The following is a 16,926-nucleotide window of genomic DNA, read 5'->3' on the forward strand; positions in this document are numbered from 1 at the left end:
GCGATTGATGTGGCGACCGTAGCTCAGCTGGTTAGAGCGCCGGTTTGTGGTACCGGAGGTCGGGGGTTCGAACCCCCTCGGTCGCCCCATTATCTCCCGAAAATCCTGAACTTCTCCCCGCAAGGGGCATCGCATCAGGCATAGCCTTTTGGTGTGAAATGCCGCCATTGCGCTTGCGGCTGGGCTGGCAGCGTGGCAGAGCGAACCCGACCGGACGCGGAGGCTTCCGGGAGAAGGATCAGACTGCCCCGCGCCCATGCACGGTTTTGCCAATCCCGCCCGTTTCCTGCGCCTTGCCCGTTGGATGATGCCGCTGCTTCTGGTTTCCGGGCTGCTGCTCTCGATGGGCGCGGTGCTCTATGGCGTGCTCGCCGTACCGCCGGATCGGCTGATGGGCGATACGGTGCGTATCCTGTTCATCCACGTGCCCGCCGCTTGGCTGGGCATGGCGGGCTGGTCCACGATTGCTGTCGCCAGCCTTGTCGAACTGGTCTGGCGGCACCCGCTGGCGGCCATTGCCGGGCGTGCTGCGGCAGTGCCGGGGGCAACCTTCACGGCAATCTGTCTGATCACCGGATCGATCTGGGCACGGCCCACCTGGGGAACCTGGTGGGTGTGGGATGGCAGACTGACCAGCTTCCTGGTCCTGCTGTTCCTCTATTTCGGTTATATCGCGCTATCCGGCGTCGCGCAGCGTGACATGGCGGGCGGCGGTGGCGGAAGCCGCATCACCGCGATCTTCGGCCTTGTCGGCGCGATAAACATCCCGATCATCAACCGTTCGGTCGTGTGGTGGAACAGCCTGCATCAGCCGCCTTCGATCACTGCGGGCAAGTCCGCGATTGATGGCACGTTCCTCTGGCCGCTGCTGATCGCAGCGCTCGGTTTCAGCCTTGTCTTTGGTGGCGTTGTCCTTGCAAGGATGCGCACTCTTCTGGCCGACATTCAGGCCGAGGCGCGTCTGCGCCGGAAAGCTATGGCGTAACAGGCGTATGCGCGAAGGTCTTGAGCAGTGGGATTATGTTGCGGCCGCATTGGCGATCGGGGTGATCGGCACGCTTTTGCTGGTCGGCTGGTCGCTTGCGGCGATGATCCGCGCTGAACGCCGCCGGGATAAGGTCAGAGGCAAATGAACGGCAAGGTCACCGGCGGCATAAAGCCCAAGCATCAGCGCCTCGTCCTGCTGCTTATCGCGCTTGTCGCACTGGTCGGTGCGGGGCTGCTCGCTGCCTATGCGCTGTCCAATCAGGCCAGCTACTTTTATGTCCCGGCAGATCTGGTGAAGGACCGGCCGGAACAGGGCCGTGCCATCCGGCTTGGCGGCATGGTGGAAAAAGGCTCGCTCAAGACGCGCGCCGATGGCGTGACCATCGATTTCATCGTCGGCGATGGCAAGGCGCGCATTCCCGTGCGCTATACCGGCATCACGCCCGATCTCTTCGTCGAAGGCTCCGGTGTAGTGGCCGAAGGCCGCATGGAAGGGCAGACTTTCGTGGCCGACAATCTCCTGGCAAAGCACGATGAAAACTATGTCCCGCGCCAGATGGGCGAAATGGCCCCGGAACAGGCGAAGCAAGTGGTGGCTGAAACGCAATGATCGCCGAAATCGGCCTTGCCGTCCTGTGGATGGCCGCAGCCCTTGCCGTGTTGCAACTGTTCGCCGGTTTCTCTGCGCTGCGTCCCGGCGGCAAGGCCTTGGCAGGCATGGTTCGGCCGCTTGCGGTCATGCAGGGCCTTCTCGTCGCAGTCTCGTTCCTTGCGCTGATCGACCTGTTTCTGGAAACCGATCTTTCGGTAAAGCTGGTGGCTGAAAACAGCCATTCGATGAAGCCGTTCATCTTCAAGCTGGCAGGCACTTGGGGCAACCACGAAGGCTCCATGCTGTTGTGGGTGACGATCATGGCCGTGTCGGGTGGCGTGGTCGCGCTGGTTGAAAAGCGGCTGCGCGAAGACACGCTGCTTGCTACCCTTGCGGGGCAGGCCTTCGTCAGCCTCGGCTTCTACGCCTTCCTCCTGCTCTCCTCGAACCCGTTCGAACGCTTGCCCGAACCCGCGCCCGAAGGGGCAGGGCTCAACCCGCTGCTGCAGGACATCGGCCTCGCCTTCCACCCACCCACGCTCTACGTCGGCTACGTGGGCCTTTCGGTCGCGTTCAGTTTCGCCATCGGCGCATTGATCACGCGCGACGTTGGCCCGGCCTTCGCTCGTGCGATGCGCCCTTGGGTGCTGGGAGCGTGGATTTTCCTCACTATCGGCATCACCGCAGGTTCCTATTGGGCCTATTACACGCTGGGCTGGGGCGGCTGGTGGTTCTGGGATCCGGTCGAGAACGCTTCGCTGATGCCGTGGCTCGCGGCAACGGCGCTGCTCCATTCCGCCTCGGTTCTGGCCAGCCGCAACGCCTTGCGCGCGTGGACGGTCATGCTCGGTGTGATCGCTTTCTCGATGTCGATGGTCGGCACCTTCCTTGTCCGCTCAGGCATTCTTACCTCGGTTCACGCTTTCGCGGTCGATCCCGAACGCGGCTCGTTCATCCTTGCGTTGCTCGCTATCTACATCGGCGGCGCGCTCGCGCTGTTCGGCATCCGCGCGTCGACCGTGACCGAGGGTGAGCGTTTCAGCCTGTTCAGTCGCGAAGCCAGCCTTGTGTTCAACAATGTGATGCTCTGCGGCATTCTCGGCATCGTCCTGCTGGGCACGCTCTATCCTCTGATGACCGAAGCGTTCGGCGCCAAAGTCTCGGTCGGTCCGCCCTATTTCAACCCGGTTTCGGCCATCTTTGCGATCCCGATGATGTTGATCATGGGCGTTGGTCCTCTGCTGCGCTGGCGCAAGGACAAGCCGTCACGCATCACGGCCACTATCGCTGTTCCTGCGCTCATCACCGCACTGGTTCTGCTTGCCGTCGTATTGCTCGCCCCAAGCATCCGCGTCCTGCCGATGCTGGGCATCGCGGTGGGGGCGGGGCTTGCCATCGCAAGCTGGCTACCACTCAAAGGCCGTAACTTGCGCCGCACCCCACTTGCCGTCTGGGGCATGGTTGTGGCCCACTGCGGGCTGGGTGTTGCCCTACTTGGCGCTGCAAGCGAAAGCGCCTTTTCCACCGAACGTCTCGCCGCAATGAATGTGGGCGATACGCAAAGCGTCGGCCCGATTTCTCTCAAGCTGCTCAGCATCGAACCGGTTGCGGGGCCGAACTGGACCGCGCTCGAAGCCACTGTGAGCGCATCCTACAAGGGCGGTTCTGCCGTCACGCTGCACCCGCAGGCGCGCACGTTCTCCTCACCGCCCGGAGAACGCACCGAATCCGCGCTGCACACGCGCTGGAACGGGCAGCTTTACGCCGTGCTGGGCAACGAAGGCGACGACGGCCGCTGGCAGATGCGCTTCTGGTGGAAGCCCTTCGTGCCGCTGCTCTGGCTGGGCGGGCTGCTGGTCGCTTTCGGCGGCCTGCTGGCGCTCATCGGTCGTGTTGCGCAGGACGTGAAGCGCCTGCGCGTGAATGACAAGATCGCCTTCCGCAAGGCCCGTCAGGACATGCTGAAATGAGCGGGGAAACGCCAAAACGTTCGCGCCTTGCGATCTGGCTGCCGCTCGCGCTGTTTGGTGCGTTCTTTGTGCTGGTGATTGTGGGGCTTTATCGCCCGGCAGACCGTGAGGTAGCCAGTGCGTTCATCGGCAAGCCTCTGCCGCAGTTCAACCTGCCCGCCGCTACCGCTGACCGCCCAGGTCTGACGACTGCCGAGATGAAGACCGGCAAGCCCCGGCTGCTCAATGTCTTCGCCAGTTGGTGCGTGCCTTGCGCGGTAGAGGCGCCGCAGCTTGCGGCGCTGACGCAGCAGGGCGTCGAAATCGATGGTGTCGCCATCCGCGATCGTAAGGAAGACCTTGATCGTTTCCTCGCCAGCTATGGCAACCCGTTCGCCCGCATCGGTAAGGATGATCTGTCCGAAGTCCAGCTTGGTATCGGCTCATCCGGGGTGCCCGAAACCTTCGTGATCGATGGCAAAGGCGTGATCCGCTACCAGCACATCGGCGAGATCCGGCCCGAAGATGTGCCGATGATCCTCGAAAAGTTGAAGGAGGCGCAATCGTGAAGCGCCAACCTCTGCAACAAAACGATCGTCATTCCCGCGAAGGCGGGAATCAAGTGTGCAACCGTCTGAACTGGATTCCCGCCTTCGCGGGAATGACGAAGCGTATGGTTCTGGCGCTGATGCTACTCCTCGCCGCCCCGCTCGCCGCGCAGGATCAGCTTCCCCCCGCGCCGCTCGCGTACAAGCAGCTTGATGACCCCGCGCAGGAGGCCAAGGCGCAGGCCCTGATGGAAACCTTGCGCTGCCTGAAGTGCCAGAGCCAGTCCATCGCAGATAGCGACGCGCCGATGGCTGGCGACATGCGCCATCAGGTTCGCACCCGCATTGCCGCCGGGGAAGATCCTGAAGCGATTCGTTCATGGCTGGTTGAACGCTACGGCGATTACGTCAGCTACGCGCCGCAGAACAAGCCCATCATGTGGCCGCTTTTCGCCGCGCCGCTGGTGATCCTGCTTCTCGCCGCCATCCTGCTGCGGGGGCGCTTCCGCCGTGCTGGCGGCAATAAGGAGTCGGGCGAATGACGTGGGTCATGGTCCTCCTGCTGGCCGCCGCTGCATTCGGCATCATGGCCTTCGCGCTCAAGATGCCGCGCACTGGCTGGGAACTGACCGGCGCAGCCCTGCTCGTCGGCATTGCCGGTTATGCGCTGCAAGGCGTGCCCTCCATGCCCGGTGCGCCGAAGGCTCCGGTCGAAAACAAGCGCGCTGCCGATGAAGCGCTTATCAAGCAGCGCCAGCAGATGGGCGATGGCTTTGCCAAGGGCGCAAGCTGGATGATCCTTGCGGATGGCCTCGCGCGGCAGGGCCAGTATGGCGCGGCTGCCGAAGTGTTGCGCAAGGGCACCCAGCAGTTCCCGCAGGATGCGGACCTGTGGGTTTCGCTCGGCAACGCGCTGGTCGGCCATTCCGATGGCCTGATCACCCCTGCCGCGCAGTTCGCTTTCCAGAAAGCTGCAAGGATTGATCCGGCGCATCCCGGCCCGCCGTTCTTCATGGGCCTCGCGCTCGCGCAGTCCGGGCGTCTGCCCGATGCGCGTGCGATCTGGGCCGAACTGCTCGAACGCTCGCCCGCAGATGCGCCGTGGCGAGCAGACCTTGCCGCGCGAATCCAGCGCATCGATTCGATGATGGCGATGGCATCGGGCGCGCAGACTGCTGGAGCACCTGTCGAAACCCCGCCACCCGTTGCCGATGCCTCGGCGCAAGCGCCTGAATAATCGCCCGCAATTCCGCGCCGGAACGGTCCTTCTCCCGGCCCGTTATGGCAGGGAACGCACGCATTTTCGGCCCATTGCAGGGGCATGGGGCCGGTGCTAAAGCGCCGCGCCGTTCCGCTGTTTCGGGGGAATGGAACAGGGCTGAAAGGCCGGGGGCACCGCTGCCATGACTAATGCCGAATCCACGCCTGCGCCCCTATCGGAGCAAAGCACCGGCCATGCCCAGCATGGGCAAGGTGGAGGAGGCCACGGCCATTCCAGCGATCCCCTGCTGAAGCTGGCTGTGGGCGCCATTGGCGTCGTATTTGGCGATATCGGCACCAGCCCGCTCTACGCCCTGCGCGATACCTTTGCCGGGCACCATCCGCTCCCCCTCGATATGCTGCACGTCTATGGCATCATCAGCCTGATGTTCTGGTCGATGATGATCATCGTGACGTTCAAATACGTGACCGTCATCATGCGCGCCGATAACAAGGGCGAAGGCGGCAGCCTCGCGCTACTGGCGCTGATCAACCAGCACACCGATGGCAAACGCTGGGGCAGGGGAATCATCCTGCTTGGCGTCTTTGCAACCGCACTGTTCTATGGCGATTCGATGATCACGCCTGCCGTCTCGGTCATGGGTGCGATTGAAGGTGTCGCGGTTTACCGACCGTCGATGCAGGGCATGATCGTGCCGCTCGTCGTGACCATCCTGATCGGCCTGTTCTTTATCCAGAGCCGCGGCACGGAAAAGGTGGCGACCTTCTTTGGCCCGATCATGCTGCTCTATTTTGCCACAATCGCGGTTCTGGGCAGCCTCAGCATCGCGCAGTATCCGCAGGTCGTTGCCGCGCTCAGCCCGCATTACGCGATCACGATGTTCATTGCAGACCCGTTCCGGGGTTTTCTGGCGATGGGCGCTGCGGTTCTGGCCGTTACAGGTGCCGAGGCACTCTACGCTGATATGGGCCACTTCGGCCGTCGCCCGATTCGCGTATCCTGGTTGGTCTTCGTGCTGCCTGCGCTGGTGCTGAACTATCTGGGCCAGGCCTCGCTGCTGATCCGTAATCCGGCGGCGCTTGAAAGCCCTTTCTATTTCCTCGCGCCCGAATGGTTCCAGTGGCCGCTGCTGTTCATTGCATCGGCTGCGGCGGTCATCGCCTCGCAGGCGGTGATATCGGGCGCGTTCTCCGTCACGCAGCAGGCGATCCAGCTCGGCTTCATCCCGCGCATGACGATCAAGCACACATCCACTGCGGCGGGCCAGATCTACATCCCGGTGATCAACTGGGCACTGATGATCGCGGTGATCCTGCTCGTGCTGGTGTTCCAGCGCTCGTCGAACCTCACTGCCGCTTATGGCATCGCGGTGACCGGTGCGATGCTGATCGACAATTTTCTTCTCGCGGTCGTCCTGTTCAAGCTGTGGCAGTGGAAAGCGCCCGCCGCCATCGCGATGCTCGCGTTGTTCTTCGCAATCGACGGGGCCTATCTCGGCGCCAACCTCACCAAGATCCCCGATGGGGGCTGGGTGCCACTGGTCATGGGCGTGGCGATCTTCACGCTGCTCACCACATGGTCGCGCGGGCGTGCGCTGATGCGGGCGAACATGGCCGAAGGCACGATTCCTTTGGAAGTCTTCACCAAATCGGCCCATTCCAGCGCCGCGCGCGTTCCCGGCACGGCCATTTTCATGGCGTCAACTGCGGCAGGCGTGCCCTCTGCGCTGCTGCACAACATCAAACACAACAAGGTGCTGCATGAACGTGTGGTCATCCTTACGGTGTCGATCGAGGACGTGCCCTATGTCGATGAAGGCGAACGTTCGTCGGTCAAGGACTATGGCAACGGCTTCTATCGCCTGACGCTGCGCTTCGGGTTCCTCGAAGAAACCGATGTTCCTGCCGCTCTCAAATGCGTGAGCATGTGCGGCGAACCGTTCAACATGATGAAGACCAGCTTCTTCCTGTCACGCCAGACGCTGATCCCGTCAGACAAGCCGGGCATGGCGCTGTGGCGTGAAAAGCTGTTTGCCTGGATGCTGCGCAACGCGGCCAGTGCAATGGAGTTCTTCCGTCTTCCCACCAATCGCGTGGTTGAATTGGGCAGCCAGTTGAAGATTTGATCGAGTATCGAGTTTTCATCGCCATCGGTTCGTCCCGCTTTACCGGGTAAAGACTTGGATTGATGGTGAAATTGGATAGTGTGTTGCCGGGATGGCGGGACTGGCAAACAACGATGTCTGATACGGCGCTTTTGCGCGAAATTCTTGATGCTCAACTGGAAATGGTCTGCCGCTTCCGCGCCGACGGGACGATCCTGTTCGTCAACCGCGCCTATGCCCGCACGTTGAACCATGATCCTGAAGAACTCACCGGTCGTAACCTGTGGAATTACGTAACCGGTGATGATCATGATTATGTTTCCGCCATGCTTGACCGGCTGACGCCGCTGACACCCGAACTTACCATTGAAAATCGGTTCGAAACGGCAGGTGGCACCCGCTGGATACTGTGGCGCAACCATGCGCTGGAATTTGACGAGCAAGGCCGCTGGCAGGTCGGGCAATCGACAGGGATCGACATTACCGAACGCAAGCAGCTTGAGGAGCAGTTGCAACTGCTTGTGGGCGAACTCAACCACCGTGTGAAGAACACATTGATGGTGGTGCAGGCGATGGCACACCAGTCGTTTCGCGGCGCAGGTCTTGCCGCGCAACCCGTGGCCAAGTTCAATGACCGCCTCTCTGCGCTGTCGGGGGCGCACGATGCCCTCAGTCAAACCAACTGGACCGGCGCACCGCTGGCAGAGATCGTCCGTCAGGGGCTGCTGATCTGCGCGCGTGACGATATGCGCCTGCATGTTGGTGGCCCGGACATTCTGTTGCCTTCCACCGCCACCGTATCGCTGGTCATGGTGCTCCACGAACTGGCAACCAACGCGATGAAATACGGTGCGCTTTCGGTTCTCAGCGGAAACGTTTCTATCATGTGGGATATCGATCACGATGGCCATGTGACGATCGATTGGCGGGAAAGCGGCGGTCCCGCAGTCAGTAAGCCAACGCGGAAAGGATTCGGATCAAGACTTGTTTCCGATGCGGTTCCCCGGCAATTGGGCGGAACAGTAAGCCTCGATTATGACCCGGCGGGGCTGCGGTGCCGGATCACCGTTCCGGGGGCGGTGTGCGCGGAAGGGCGCGGGGCGGGGGCGAAGCGATGATAGAAGGCAAGCGCATCCTTGTGGTAGAAGACGAATTTATCGTCGCTGCCATGCTGTGCGATGTATTGGAAGACGCAGGGGCAGTGCCGCACGGCCCGGTCGGGCGGATCAATGAAGCGATGGAGGCGATCGCCAGCGGCGGAATCGATGCTGTCGTGCTTGACTGGAACCTTGCCGGTGAACCCAGCCTGCCAATTGCCGCGACGCTTGCAGAGCGCGGGATTCCTTTTGTCATCGCAACTGGATATGGCTCGGTGGAAGCACCGTTTGATGACAGGCCGATCCTCGGCAAACCCTATGTGTCAGGGCATCTGCTGGAAAAGCTCGGCGCGTTTTTCCCAGACTGAGAAACAGGAAGTCTGAGAACAGGAAGCCTGAGAAACAGGAAACGCCGCCATCCCATATCACGATGAGATGACGGCGCGAACAACCTGAAGCCAGCTTGAGGCTCAGTCCTTCTTGGCTTCAGCCACGGATTCATTATGCAGGCTGGCTTCTGCTTCAGCAGCTTCCTGCTTGGCACCGGCAGCAGCCTTGTCGGCCATTTCGTCGGTCTTGGCGGCGGCATCGTCCACAGCCTTGGCGGCCTTGTCGCCCAGTTCATCGGTGGCGGCAGCCGCCTTGTCAGCCGCATTCGCCACGTCGTTGCCAGCAGATTCGGCGGTCGTTTCCGCTGCATCCTGCGTCTTTTCCGAACAAGCCGAAAGGGCGAGGGCACTGGCCGCAGCAGCGGCGATCAGGGTAAACTTGCGCATGTGGTGGATCACTCCCCTTAGATTGGTCACCCGCGTCACGGGTTGAGGGGGCAACGCACAGCTTCGCATTAATATCCCATGACAAATGCAAAAAGGGCGCAGCGTCCGCAGACGCCGCGCCCTTTTTTGTTTCAGCCTGAAGCTATCAGCCGAGGTTTGCGCTGACCATTGCGTAGAGCATCGGCAGCGACAGCAGCGTGTTTGTGCGGCTGGCGTAGAGCGCGCGCGGAGCAGCAGCAGCCTTTTCCTCAGCGGTCGCGTCCACGATGCCGAGGATCTTCTTCTGGGCAGGCCAGATGATGAACCATACGTTGAACGCCATGATCAGCGCCAGCCACATGCCAAGGCCGATCAGGTTGACGTTGCCTTCACCGGTAAAGGTCATTGCCTGATGGGCATAGCCTGCCACGACTGCGATGCCGAGGCCGGTCAGCACCGTCAGCAGTGCGCCATAACGGAAGAAGAAGAACACCTTGGGCGCGATGTGCCCGGTGATCGCACCTTTCTGTTCGGCGGGGATCTTCGGCATGGTCGGCACCTGCACGAAGTTCAGATAATAGAGCAGGCCGATCCACACGATGCCAAAGAAGATGTGCAGCCAGCGCAGCACCGAGTTGGCGTCAACCGGAGCGGAAGCGCCAAAGCTGATCATCACGGCAATAGCCGCGACAAGGCCCACCACCAGCACGAGATGAAGATTGCCAAAGAACTTGGCCATGAGATTTCCCCCTATTTGAACCGCTTATATCAAGGGGCGCACGACCGTAACGCCCACGGTTGGGCGCATATTAAGCACGGTTGCGCAAATGTCACAAGAAAATGGGGCTGGGCTGCCATCAACCCGCATCAATCGTGGGGCGGGTTCTTCTCGACTTCGGTCTGGTCGTCCACCGCCAAGCCATGCTTCAGCAGCATCGGAATCTGCGAGAACGTGAACAGGAAAGAAAGCGTCGTCACGCCCCACAGCTTGGCCTGCAGCCAAATTTCGAAATTGCCGTTGGCGGTGTTGAAGAAGTAGCGCAAAACCTCGTTCAGCGCGGCGAGGAAAAGGAAGAAAAACGCCCAGTTTCGCGAGAGTTTGAGCCAGCCTTCATCGCTAAGCCCATCAAACGCAGCTTCCAGCAGGTAACGCAGCATGGGCTTGCCCTTGGCAAGACCTGCAAACAGCACGCCTGCAAACAGCAGGTAGATCGCGGTCGGCTTCACCTGAATCCAGAAAGGATCGCCCAGCAGCACGGTCAATGTGCCGAAGCCAAGGATCAGCACGGTCGAAAGCCACAGCATCGGCGAAATCTTGCCAAGCCGCAGCTTCGAAACGATCAGGGCCACCACGGTCGCGACCATGAACGCCGCCGTGCCCTTGGTTACTGCCACAACCTCGGCAAGGCCAGCATCGCCGCCAGCGGGCTTGAAATGGCGATAGGCCAGGAAAAACACCAGCAGCGGGCCGTAGTCGACCAGCAGGTTGACCCATGACGATTTGGGTTTCGTTTTCGGATCGCTCACCGGAACACTCCCGCGATGACCTTGGCGACCAGATCGGGATCGAAGGGGCGCAAGTCGTCGATCTTTTCGCCCACGCCAATCGCGTGGATGGGCAGGCCATATTGCTCCGCCGCGGCCACCAGCACGCCGCCGCGCGCGGTGCCGTCCAGCTTGGTCATGATCAGGCCGGTCACGCCTGCCACTTCCTTGAAAATCTCGATCTGTTGCAAGGCGTTCTGCCCGTTGGTGGCATCCAGCACCAGCACCACGTCATGCGGCGCTTCGGGGTTCAATCGGCCCAGCACGCGCCGCACCTTGGCCAGTTCGTCCATCAGTTCACGCTTGTTCTGCAACCGGCCTGCGGTATCGACGATCAGCGTATCAATACCGGTATCGGTCGCCGATTTCACCGCATCGAAGACGATAGCCGCCGGATCGCCGCCTTCCGGCCCGGTCACGATGGGAACCCCCAGCCGATCGGCCCAGACTTTCAACTGGCCGATGGCGGCGGCGCGGAACGTATCGCCCGCAGCCAGCATCACGCCATAGTCCTGCTCCTGGAACAGGTGTGCCAGCTTGGCGATTGTGGTGGTCTTGCCTGAACCGTTGACGCCGATGACGAGGATTACCTGCGGACGGGGAAAAGCCACGATTTCCAGCGGCTTGGCCACAGGGCGCAGGATCGCGGCGATTTCCTCGGCCACGGCTTCCTTCAGCCCCTGCTCGTCAACGCCGTTCTCGAACCGCGCGCCCTTCAGCTTTTCGCGGATGCGCGCGGCGGCGCGCGGGCCAAGGTCCGAGAGGATCAGCGCGTCCTCGATATCGTCAAGCTGCGCGTCGGTCAGCCGCGATGCGCCGACGATGCCGCCGAGATTTTCGGCAAGCCGTTCAGAAGTCTTGCGAAAACCTCCCAGCAGGCGGTCGGACCAGCTTTCGCCACTCATTCCAGTATTCCTTCGACAATCTTGGTCGGCGTAACGGTAACAAGGCTGCCCGCAACAATGCCCTGTGGCACGCGGTAGCTCGCAAAGTGCGGCGCATGGCCGGTTCCGTCGCGCTCGGCAAGGACTTCTGCGGGTTTTCCGACCAGCGAGGCCAACCAGCGGGCGCGTTCCTCCGCCACCGCAATGCGGACTTCGGCGGCGCGTTCGCGCACCAGCACCGGATCGACTTGCGGCATCCGCACCGCCGGGGTGCCGGGGCGGGGGGAGTAGGGGAAAACGTGGCCGTGAACGATGCCGCATTCGCGGACGATGGAGACGTTTTCCTCATGCATTTCAGCGGTTTCGGTAGGGAAGCCAGCGATGAGATCGGCCCCGATGGCAATGTCGGGGCGCAGGGCCTTCATCCGCTGAACAAGGTCGATGGCCTGATCCCGCGAATGCCGCCGCTTCATTCGCTTCAGCACCATGTCGTTGCCCGATTGCAGCGAAATGTGGACGTGCGGCATGACGCGGGGTTCTGATGTGATCAGATCGAACAGCAGCGGATCAATCTCCACCCCGTCGAGCGAGGAGAGGCGAATCCGGGGGAGGGTGGGGAAGGCGTTCAGGATCGCCAGAACGAGATCGCCTAGTTTTGGAGAGCCCGGAAGGTCGGCGCCCCATGAGGTCACGTCAACGCCGGTCAACACCACTTCGTTCACGCCCTGATGCGCGCCCGGTGCATCTAGGTGCATCTTGGTGCACTTCAGGAATATTGCGTTTTCGACCGCTGAAAGCACATCAACTATCGGCAATGAAACGCTTTTTCCGCGTCCTTGCGGGATGATGCAGAACGTGCAGGCGTGATCGCACCCGTTCTGCACCGGAACGAAAGCGCGGGTGTGCGAACGGTTCGGAAGAGCGCGCGCGGATGCCGGAGCATTCCAACTTTCCGGCGAAAGTTTGAAAGTGTTGGACACGACCGCATCGACTTCGGGCATTGTGGCAAACGCCTGCTCCTCAATCGTCGCGGCGCAGCCTGTCACTACCAGTCGCGCATCGGGATGTTCGCGCCGCAGACGCCGCACCGCCCTGCGAGACTGGCGCACTGCTTCGGCGGTCACGGCGCAGGAATTGACCACGACAGTGGGCGGGCCATCGGCCAGAAACCCCCGGATTGCTTCACTTTCCGCAATGTTCAGCCGACAGCCGAGCGAGACAACTTCAGCGCTCATGCCGGAAAATCGGCATCCTCGAACGTGCCCTCAAAACTCAGGGTAGCCGGGCCGGTCATATCGATCGTGCCATTTTCTGGCCAAGTTATCGTCAGCGGCCCGCCGGGCAGGTCGACCCGCACGGTGCGCCCCGTCAGCTTGCGCCGCATAGCCGCGACGGCGGTGGCGCAGGCCCCGGTTCCGCAGGCCTGCGTCAGGCCCGCGCCGCGTTCCCAAACGCGCAGCTTGAGATGATCAGGGCCAACCAGACTGGCGACGTTGACGTTGATCTTGTTGGGAAAAAGCGGATCGCATTCGATGATCGGGCCAAGCCGCGCAAGGTCCACCGCATCGGCATCGGGCACTAAGAAGATCACGTGCGGATTGCCGACATTGACGCCGACGGGATTTTCCAGATCCTCCCAGCCAACGGGCATTTCCAGCGTGTCCATTGCATAGGACAGCGGAATTTCGTCCCAGCCAAAGCGGGGCGCGCCCATATCGACCGAGATGCCGGCATCGCGCGCTTCGGAGCGGATCAATCCACCAAGTGTTTCAATGCTTTGCGTGCCGCCCAGCAGCAGGCCGACGGCGCGGCTGGCATTGCCGCAAGCCTCAACCTCGCCGCCATCATGGTTGAAGATGCGCATCTTCACATCGGCGCTGTCAGACGGTTCAAGCAAGATTAACTGATCGCAGCCCACACCGGTGCGCCGGTCCGCCAGCGCAGCGGCACGGCGGGCGGTCATCGGAACCGGCACCTGGCGGGCGTCGATCACCACGAAATCGTTGCCGAGGCCATGCATCTTGCGGAAGGGAATGTGCATGAGGCGCGACTTAGGGTGTGCCGCGCCTCAAGGCAATATTTGGTCTGAAATCAGGCTGAAGCAGCGCGCGGCGGCAGCGGCTGGTCGATAGAGCCGCTCGGTTCGGTAGAAGGCGCTGCTGGCAGCAGGTTGTGTTCGGCCAGAAGAGTGCGGACGCTGTTGGCATCCGATGGCTGGCCATAGAGGAAGCCCTGACCCTTGAACGAGCCATATTTGCGCAGTTCATCAAGCACTTCGCTGGTTTCGATGCCTTCTGCAGTGATCGGCAGGTTGAGGCCTTTGCCGAGCGAAGAGATCGCTTCGATGATCGTGTCGCTGTCCTTGTTCTTGCCAAGGTTCGATACGAAGAAGCGGTCGATCTTGATCTGGTCGAACGGCAGCGTGCGCAACTGGGCAAGCGAGGAATAGCCGGTGCCGAAATCGTCAAGACTGATGCGGATGCCCTGATTCTTGAGGCTGGTGATCAGTGTGCGCACCACGCCGATGTTTTCGTGAAGGCAGGTTTCGGTAATTTCGATATCCAGCCGGTGCGGCGGGAAATTGGCTTCGACCAGCAGCTTGAGCAGCTTTTGCGCAAACCAGGGATCGCGCAGCTGGATCGGCGAGATGTTGACCGAAAGCGTCAGGCGCGGGTCCCATTCGCGAGCGTCCTGCAGGGCCTGACGGATCAGGCTTTCCGACAGTTCGGAAATCAGGCCGATTTCTTCGGCAATCGGAATGAAGATCTCAGGCGAAAGCAGGCCGTGCTTCGGGCTTTTCCAGCGGGCGAGCATTTCAAAGCCGGTCAGTTCGCCGGTGTCGAGGTCGATCTGCTTTTCATAGAAAGGTACGAATTCACCCTGCGGAATCCCATCGCGGATGCCACGTTCCAGTTCGCTGCGGAAACGCAGTTCGCTTTCCATGCTCTGTTCGAACCAGCAATAGCGGTTCCGGCCCGATTTCTTGGCCTGATACATCGCAAGGTCTGCGCGGTGCAGCAGCTTGGCCGCAAGATCCTGCGACTGGCCGTTCGCCCGTTCGGCAGACGTGGCGAGGCCGAACGACGCAGTGACATCGAGCACCACGCCTTCGACTTCCACGGGCCGCGCGATTGCAGCACTGATACGCGCCATCAAGCGATCGATCGCATCGACATGATCGGGATCATAGATCGCGGCAAAAGCGAATTCATCACCCCCAAGGCGCGCCATGACCGAGCGGTCGGGCAGGATATCGCCAATGCGGCGTGCGGTTTGCAGCAGCACGGCATCGCCCGCCTGATGGCCATGCGCATCGTTGGAGCGCTTGAAGTTATCGAGGTCCATCATCACGACCACAACTTCATGCCCTGTAGTCCGCGCCGTAGCGATCATCTCTTCAAGAGCAGGGCTGATGCTGCGACGATTTAGGCAACCGGTGAGCGGATCGGTGTGAGCCAGGCGATGCGCCGTTTCTTCTGCATGGCGGCGTTGGCCGACTTCCTTGGTGAGGTCTACATAACGACGCCATCCAAACAGCAGTAGCGCGATATTGAGGATCAGCGCCACGCTGAGCATCGGTTCACGCGGGGCAGACCCGGTCATGACGGAGCGGAGGAAATCGGTGAGGACCGTGGAGCCATTGGCAACGAACAGCAGCACTGCCGCCACGATAATGCCAAGACCCACAAGGTCGTGCACGGGCTTTTCGGCTTCATCAGCCACTTGCGCCGTATCGATTGGCCCCATGCCGATCGGTGAAGATGCCATAACCCCTGCTTTCGTCCATTGTCCCGATGGCAGGAACACGTCTGTGAACGCTGCCATTCGCCCTACTGACATCTAGGTGAACGTCCTGAAGTTTTGGTTAAGATTACCTTTGGACGGGGGGTGCAGGGTGGCCGCCTGATCAAGCTGCTTGTGTTTGTACGTGACTGCGGTTATGGGCGGCGCAGCGAGAGGCATGGCCTTTTGCGTTCTTACAACGGCCCCTGTTCAGGATGCCACACGCTGGTCGGCGAGGTTTCGCCCACCGGCGTTTTTCGCGTTACGCGAAAATGGCATTGTTTCAAGGGCATGGCGATGGGAATTGGGCGTGTTCGATAGTCTTTCAGACCGGCTTGGAGGCGTGTTTGACCGCCTGCGTGGCCGCGGCGCGCTGCGTGAAGAAGACGTCCTTGCTGCGATGCGCGAAGTGCGCATCGCGCTGCTTGAGGCTGACGTTGCGCTGCCTGTCGTGCGTCGATTTATTGAATCCGTTTCGGAGCAGGCTGTCGGCCAGTCGGTGCTCAAATCGGTCACGCCCGGCCAGCAGGTCGTCAAGATCGTAAACGACGCGCTTGTCGAAATGCTGGGCGGCGGCACCGCCGAACTTGACCTGAACGCCGCGCCGCCGGTGGTGATCATGATGGTCGGCCTGCAAGGTTCGGGCAAGACCACCAGCACCGCCAAGATCGCCAAGCTGCTGAAGGAAAAGCAGGGCAAGAAGGTGCTGATGGCATCGCTGGACGTTAATCGTCCGGCGGCGCAGGAGCAGCTTCGCGTACTGGGCGAACAGGCAGGCGTTGCCACGCTGCCGATCATCGCCGGGCAGATGCCGGTGGAAATCGCCACCCGCGCGATGAATGCGGCAAAGCTGCAGGCGGTGGACGTTCTCCTGCTCGACACTGCAGGCCGTCTGCATGTCGATACCGCCCTGATGGACGAGATGAAGGCGGTTGCCGCTGTCTCGGCCCCGAAGGAAACGCTGCTCGTTGTCGATTCACTGACCGGGCAGGACGCAGTGAACGTGGCGCAGTCGTTCGCGGGCGAAGTGGACCTGACCGGCGTTGTGCTGACCCGTATGGACGGCGACGCGCGCGGCGGTGCGGCGCTTTCGATGCGCGCGGTTACCGGCAAGCCTATCAAATTTGCAGGCACCGGCGAAAAGCTTGATGCGATCGAGCCTTTCCACCCTGAACGTGTGGCCGGTCGCATTCTGGGCATGGGCGACATCGTTTCCATCGTCGAAAAGGCGGCGGCAACGATTCAGGCCGAAGATGCCGAGCGGCTGGCACAGCGCATGTCGAAGGGCCAGTTCGACATGAACGACCTGCGCACCCAGTTGCGCCAGATGCAGAACATGGGAGGGCTTGGCGCGCTGGCAGGCATGATGCCGGGCATGAAGAAGGCCAAGGCGGCGATGGCGCAATCCGGCATGGACGACAAGGTGCTGCTGCGCATGGACGCGATCATCGGTTCGATGA

18 protein-coding genes and 1 tRNA gene are annotated in these 16,926 nt (G+C 61.5%); 12 read left to right on the top strand and 7 right to left on the bottom strand.

Features of this window, described 5'->3' with window-relative positions; translation table 11 throughout:
- Positions 1–12: 12 nt before the first annotated feature.
- The 11 genes from ACOVQ0_RS03665 (at position 13) to ACOVQ0_RS03715 (ending at position 8,867) form a co-directional block, all read left to right on the top strand.
- A tRNA-His gene (locus tag ACOVQ0_RS03665) sits at positions 13–89 on the top strand.
- A 167-nt stretch (positions 90–256) separates the two neighbouring features.
- Positions 257–985 (top strand): heme ABC transporter permease CcmC, encoded by a 729-nt coding sequence (gene ccmC / locus ACOVQ0_RS03670; RefSeq protein ID WP_421880287.1) that lies wholly within the window; start codon positions 257–259, stop codon positions 983–985.
- 7 nt (positions 986–992) lie between these two features.
- Positions 993–1,133 (top strand): hypothetical protein, encoded by a 141-nt coding sequence (locus ACOVQ0_RS03675; protein WP_421880289.1) that lies wholly within the window; start codon positions 993–995, stop codon positions 1,131–1,133.
- Positions 1,130–1,597, top strand: coding sequence for a cytochrome c maturation protein CcmE (gene ccmE, locus ACOVQ0_RS03680; protein WP_421880291.1), 468 nt, complete (start codon positions 1,130–1,132; stop codon positions 1,595–1,597). The genes ACOVQ0_RS03675 and ccmE overlap by 4 nt, the downstream gene beginning before the upstream one ends.
- Positions 1,594–3,549, top strand: coding sequence for a heme lyase CcmF/NrfE family subunit (locus ACOVQ0_RS03685; protein WP_421880293.1), 1,956 nt, complete (start codon positions 1,594–1,596; stop codon positions 3,547–3,549). The genes ccmE and ACOVQ0_RS03685 overlap by 4 nt, the downstream gene beginning before the upstream one ends.
- On the top strand, positions 3,546–4,097 hold the full coding sequence (locus tag ACOVQ0_RS03690) for a DsbE family thiol:disulfide interchange protein (protein ID WP_421880295.1): 552 nt from the start codon (positions 3,546–3,548) through the stop codon (positions 4,095–4,097). The genes ACOVQ0_RS03685 and ACOVQ0_RS03690 overlap by 4 nt, the downstream gene beginning before the upstream one ends.
- 104 nt (positions 4,098–4,201) lie before the next feature.
- A complete protein-coding gene (locus tag ACOVQ0_RS03695; RefSeq protein WP_421880297.1) occupies positions 4,202–4,618 on the top strand; it encodes a cytochrome c-type biogenesis protein in 417 nt (138 codons plus the stop codon).
- Positions 4,615–5,313: a tetratricopeptide repeat protein gene (locus ACOVQ0_RS03700; protein WP_421880299.1), complete on the top strand. Its 699-nt coding sequence runs from the start codon at positions 4,615–4,617 to the stop codon at positions 5,311–5,313. Before ACOVQ0_RS03695 ends, ACOVQ0_RS03700 begins: the two co-directional genes overlap by 4 nt.
- A gap of 166 nt (positions 5,314–5,479) precedes the next feature.
- Entirely contained in the window at positions 5,480–7,423 is a 1,944-nt protein-coding gene (locus tag ACOVQ0_RS03705) for a potassium transporter Kup (RefSeq protein WP_421880301.1), read from the top strand.
- Positions 7,424–7,536: 113 nt separating this feature from the next.
- Positions 7,537–8,520 (top strand): sensor histidine kinase, encoded by a 984-nt coding sequence (locus ACOVQ0_RS03710; RefSeq protein WP_421880303.1) that lies wholly within the window; start codon positions 7,537–7,539, stop codon positions 8,518–8,520.
- Entirely contained in the window at positions 8,517–8,867 is a 351-nt protein-coding gene (locus tag ACOVQ0_RS03715; protein WP_421880305.1) for a response regulator, read from the top strand. Before ACOVQ0_RS03710 ends, ACOVQ0_RS03715 begins: the two co-directional genes overlap by 4 nt.
- Before the next feature lie 102 nt (positions 8,868–8,969).
- On the opposite strand, the gene ACOVQ0_RS03720 is transcribed toward ACOVQ0_RS03715, so the two are convergent.
- From ACOVQ0_RS03720 to ACOVQ0_RS03750, 7 genes are all read right to left on the bottom strand, one after another.
- Complete coding sequence (locus tag ACOVQ0_RS03720; protein ID WP_421880307.1) at positions 8,970–9,275, bottom strand: hypothetical protein; 306 nt, start codon at positions 9,273–9,275, stop codon at positions 8,970–8,972.
- 145 nt (positions 9,276–9,420) lie between these two features.
- On the bottom strand, positions 9,421–9,993 hold the full coding sequence (locus ACOVQ0_RS03725) for a urate hydroxylase PuuD (protein WP_421880309.1): 573 nt from the start codon (positions 9,991–9,993) through the stop codon (positions 9,421–9,423).
- A 128-nt stretch (positions 9,994–10,121) separates the two neighbouring features.
- Entirely contained in the window at positions 10,122–10,781 is a 660-nt protein-coding gene (locus tag ACOVQ0_RS03730) for an inner membrane-spanning protein YciB (protein WP_421880311.1), read from the bottom strand.
- Positions 10,778–11,704, bottom strand: coding sequence for a signal recognition particle-docking protein FtsY (gene ftsY, locus ACOVQ0_RS03735; protein ID WP_421880313.1), 927 nt, complete (start codon positions 11,702–11,704; stop codon positions 10,778–10,780). Before ftsY ends, ACOVQ0_RS03730 begins: the two co-directional genes overlap by 4 nt.
- Positions 11,701–12,918, bottom strand: a complete 1,218-nt coding sequence (locus ACOVQ0_RS03740; RefSeq protein ID WP_421880315.1) for a MiaB/RimO family radical SAM methylthiotransferase — start codon at positions 12,916–12,918, stop codon at positions 11,701–11,703. The genes ftsY and ACOVQ0_RS03740 overlap by 4 nt, the downstream gene beginning before the upstream one ends.
- The gene (gene dapF / locus ACOVQ0_RS03745; RefSeq protein WP_421880317.1) at positions 12,915–13,724 is read right to left on the bottom strand and encodes a diaminopimelate epimerase; all 810 of its coding nucleotides are present in this window, start codon (positions 13,722–13,724) and stop codon (positions 12,915–12,917) included. Before dapF ends, ACOVQ0_RS03740 begins: the two co-directional genes overlap by 4 nt.
- Positions 13,725–13,774: 50 nt before the next feature.
- The gene (locus ACOVQ0_RS03750) at positions 13,775–15,451 is read right to left on the bottom strand and encodes a putative bifunctional diguanylate cyclase/phosphodiesterase (RefSeq protein ID WP_421880319.1); all 1,677 of its coding nucleotides are present in this window, start codon (positions 15,449–15,451) and stop codon (positions 13,775–13,777) included.
- A 325-nt stretch (positions 15,452–15,776) separates the two neighbouring features.
- On the opposite strand from ACOVQ0_RS03750, the gene ffh reads away from it, so the two are divergent.
- Positions 15,777–16,926, top strand: a 1,150-nt coding sequence (gene ffh / locus ACOVQ0_RS03755; RefSeq protein WP_421880321.1) for a signal recognition particle protein, incomplete at its 3' end; no start/stop codon positions are given.

This window comes from Novosphingobium sp., assembly GCF_049240505.1.
In the GTDB taxonomy this organism is placed as follows: Bacteria; Pseudomonadota; Alphaproteobacteria; order Sphingomonadales; family Sphingomonadaceae; genus Novosphingobium.

Bases quoted from the DNA above. Each gene is read 5' to 3' on its own strand.
- ACOVQ0_RS03710 (WP_421880303.1), top strand. From the start codon at position 7,537: ATGTCTGATACGGCGCTTTTGCGCGAAATTCTTGATGCTCAACTGGAA.
- ACOVQ0_RS03720 (WP_421880307.1), bottom strand. From the start codon at position 9,275: ATGCGCAAGTTTACCCTGATCGCCGCTGCTGCGGCCAGTGCCCTCGCC.
- ACOVQ0_RS03750 (WP_421880319.1), bottom strand. From the start codon at position 15,451: ATGGCATCTTCACCGATCGGCATGGGGCCAATCGATACGGCGCAAGTG.
- ACOVQ0_RS03740 (WP_421880315.1), bottom strand. From the start codon at position 12,918: ATGAGCGCTGAAGTTGTCTCGCTCGGCTGTCGGCTGAACATTGCGGAA.
- ACOVQ0_RS03675 (WP_421880289.1), top strand. From the start codon at position 993: ATGCGCGAAGGTCTTGAGCAGTGGGATTATGTTGCGGCCGCATTGGCG.
- ACOVQ0_RS03715 (WP_421880305.1), top strand. From the start codon at position 8,517: ATGATAGAAGGCAAGCGCATCCTTGTGGTAGAAGACGAATTTATCGTC.
- ACOVQ0_RS03700 (WP_421880299.1), top strand. From the start codon at position 4,615: ATGACGTGGGTCATGGTCCTCCTGCTGGCCGCCGCTGCATTCGGCATC.
- dapF (WP_421880317.1), bottom strand. From the start codon at position 13,724: ATGCACATTCCCTTCCGCAAGATGCATGGCCTCGGCAACGATTTCGTG.
- ccmE (WP_421880291.1), top strand. From the start codon at position 1,130: ATGAACGGCAAGGTCACCGGCGGCATAAAGCCCAAGCATCAGCGCCTC.
- ACOVQ0_RS03685 (WP_421880293.1), top strand. From the start codon at position 1,594: ATGATCGCCGAAATCGGCCTTGCCGTCCTGTGGATGGCCGCAGCCCTT.
- ACOVQ0_RS03695 (WP_421880297.1), top strand. From the start codon at position 4,202: ATGGTTCTGGCGCTGATGCTACTCCTCGCCGCCCCGCTCGCCGCGCAG.
- ftsY (WP_421880313.1), bottom strand. From the start codon at position 11,704: ATGAGTGGCGAAAGCTGGTCCGACCGCCTGCTGGGAGGTTTTCGCAAG.
- ACOVQ0_RS03705 (WP_421880301.1), top strand. From the start codon at position 5,480: ATGACTAATGCCGAATCCACGCCTGCGCCCCTATCGGAGCAAAGCACC.
- ccmC (WP_421880287.1), top strand. From the start codon at position 257: ATGCACGGTTTTGCCAATCCCGCCCGTTTCCTGCGCCTTGCCCGTTGG.
- ACOVQ0_RS03725 (WP_421880309.1), bottom strand. From the start codon at position 9,993: ATGGCCAAGTTCTTTGGCAATCTTCATCTCGTGCTGGTGGTGGGCCTT.
- ACOVQ0_RS03690 (WP_421880295.1), top strand. From the start codon at position 3,546: ATGAGCGGGGAAACGCCAAAACGTTCGCGCCTTGCGATCTGGCTGCCG.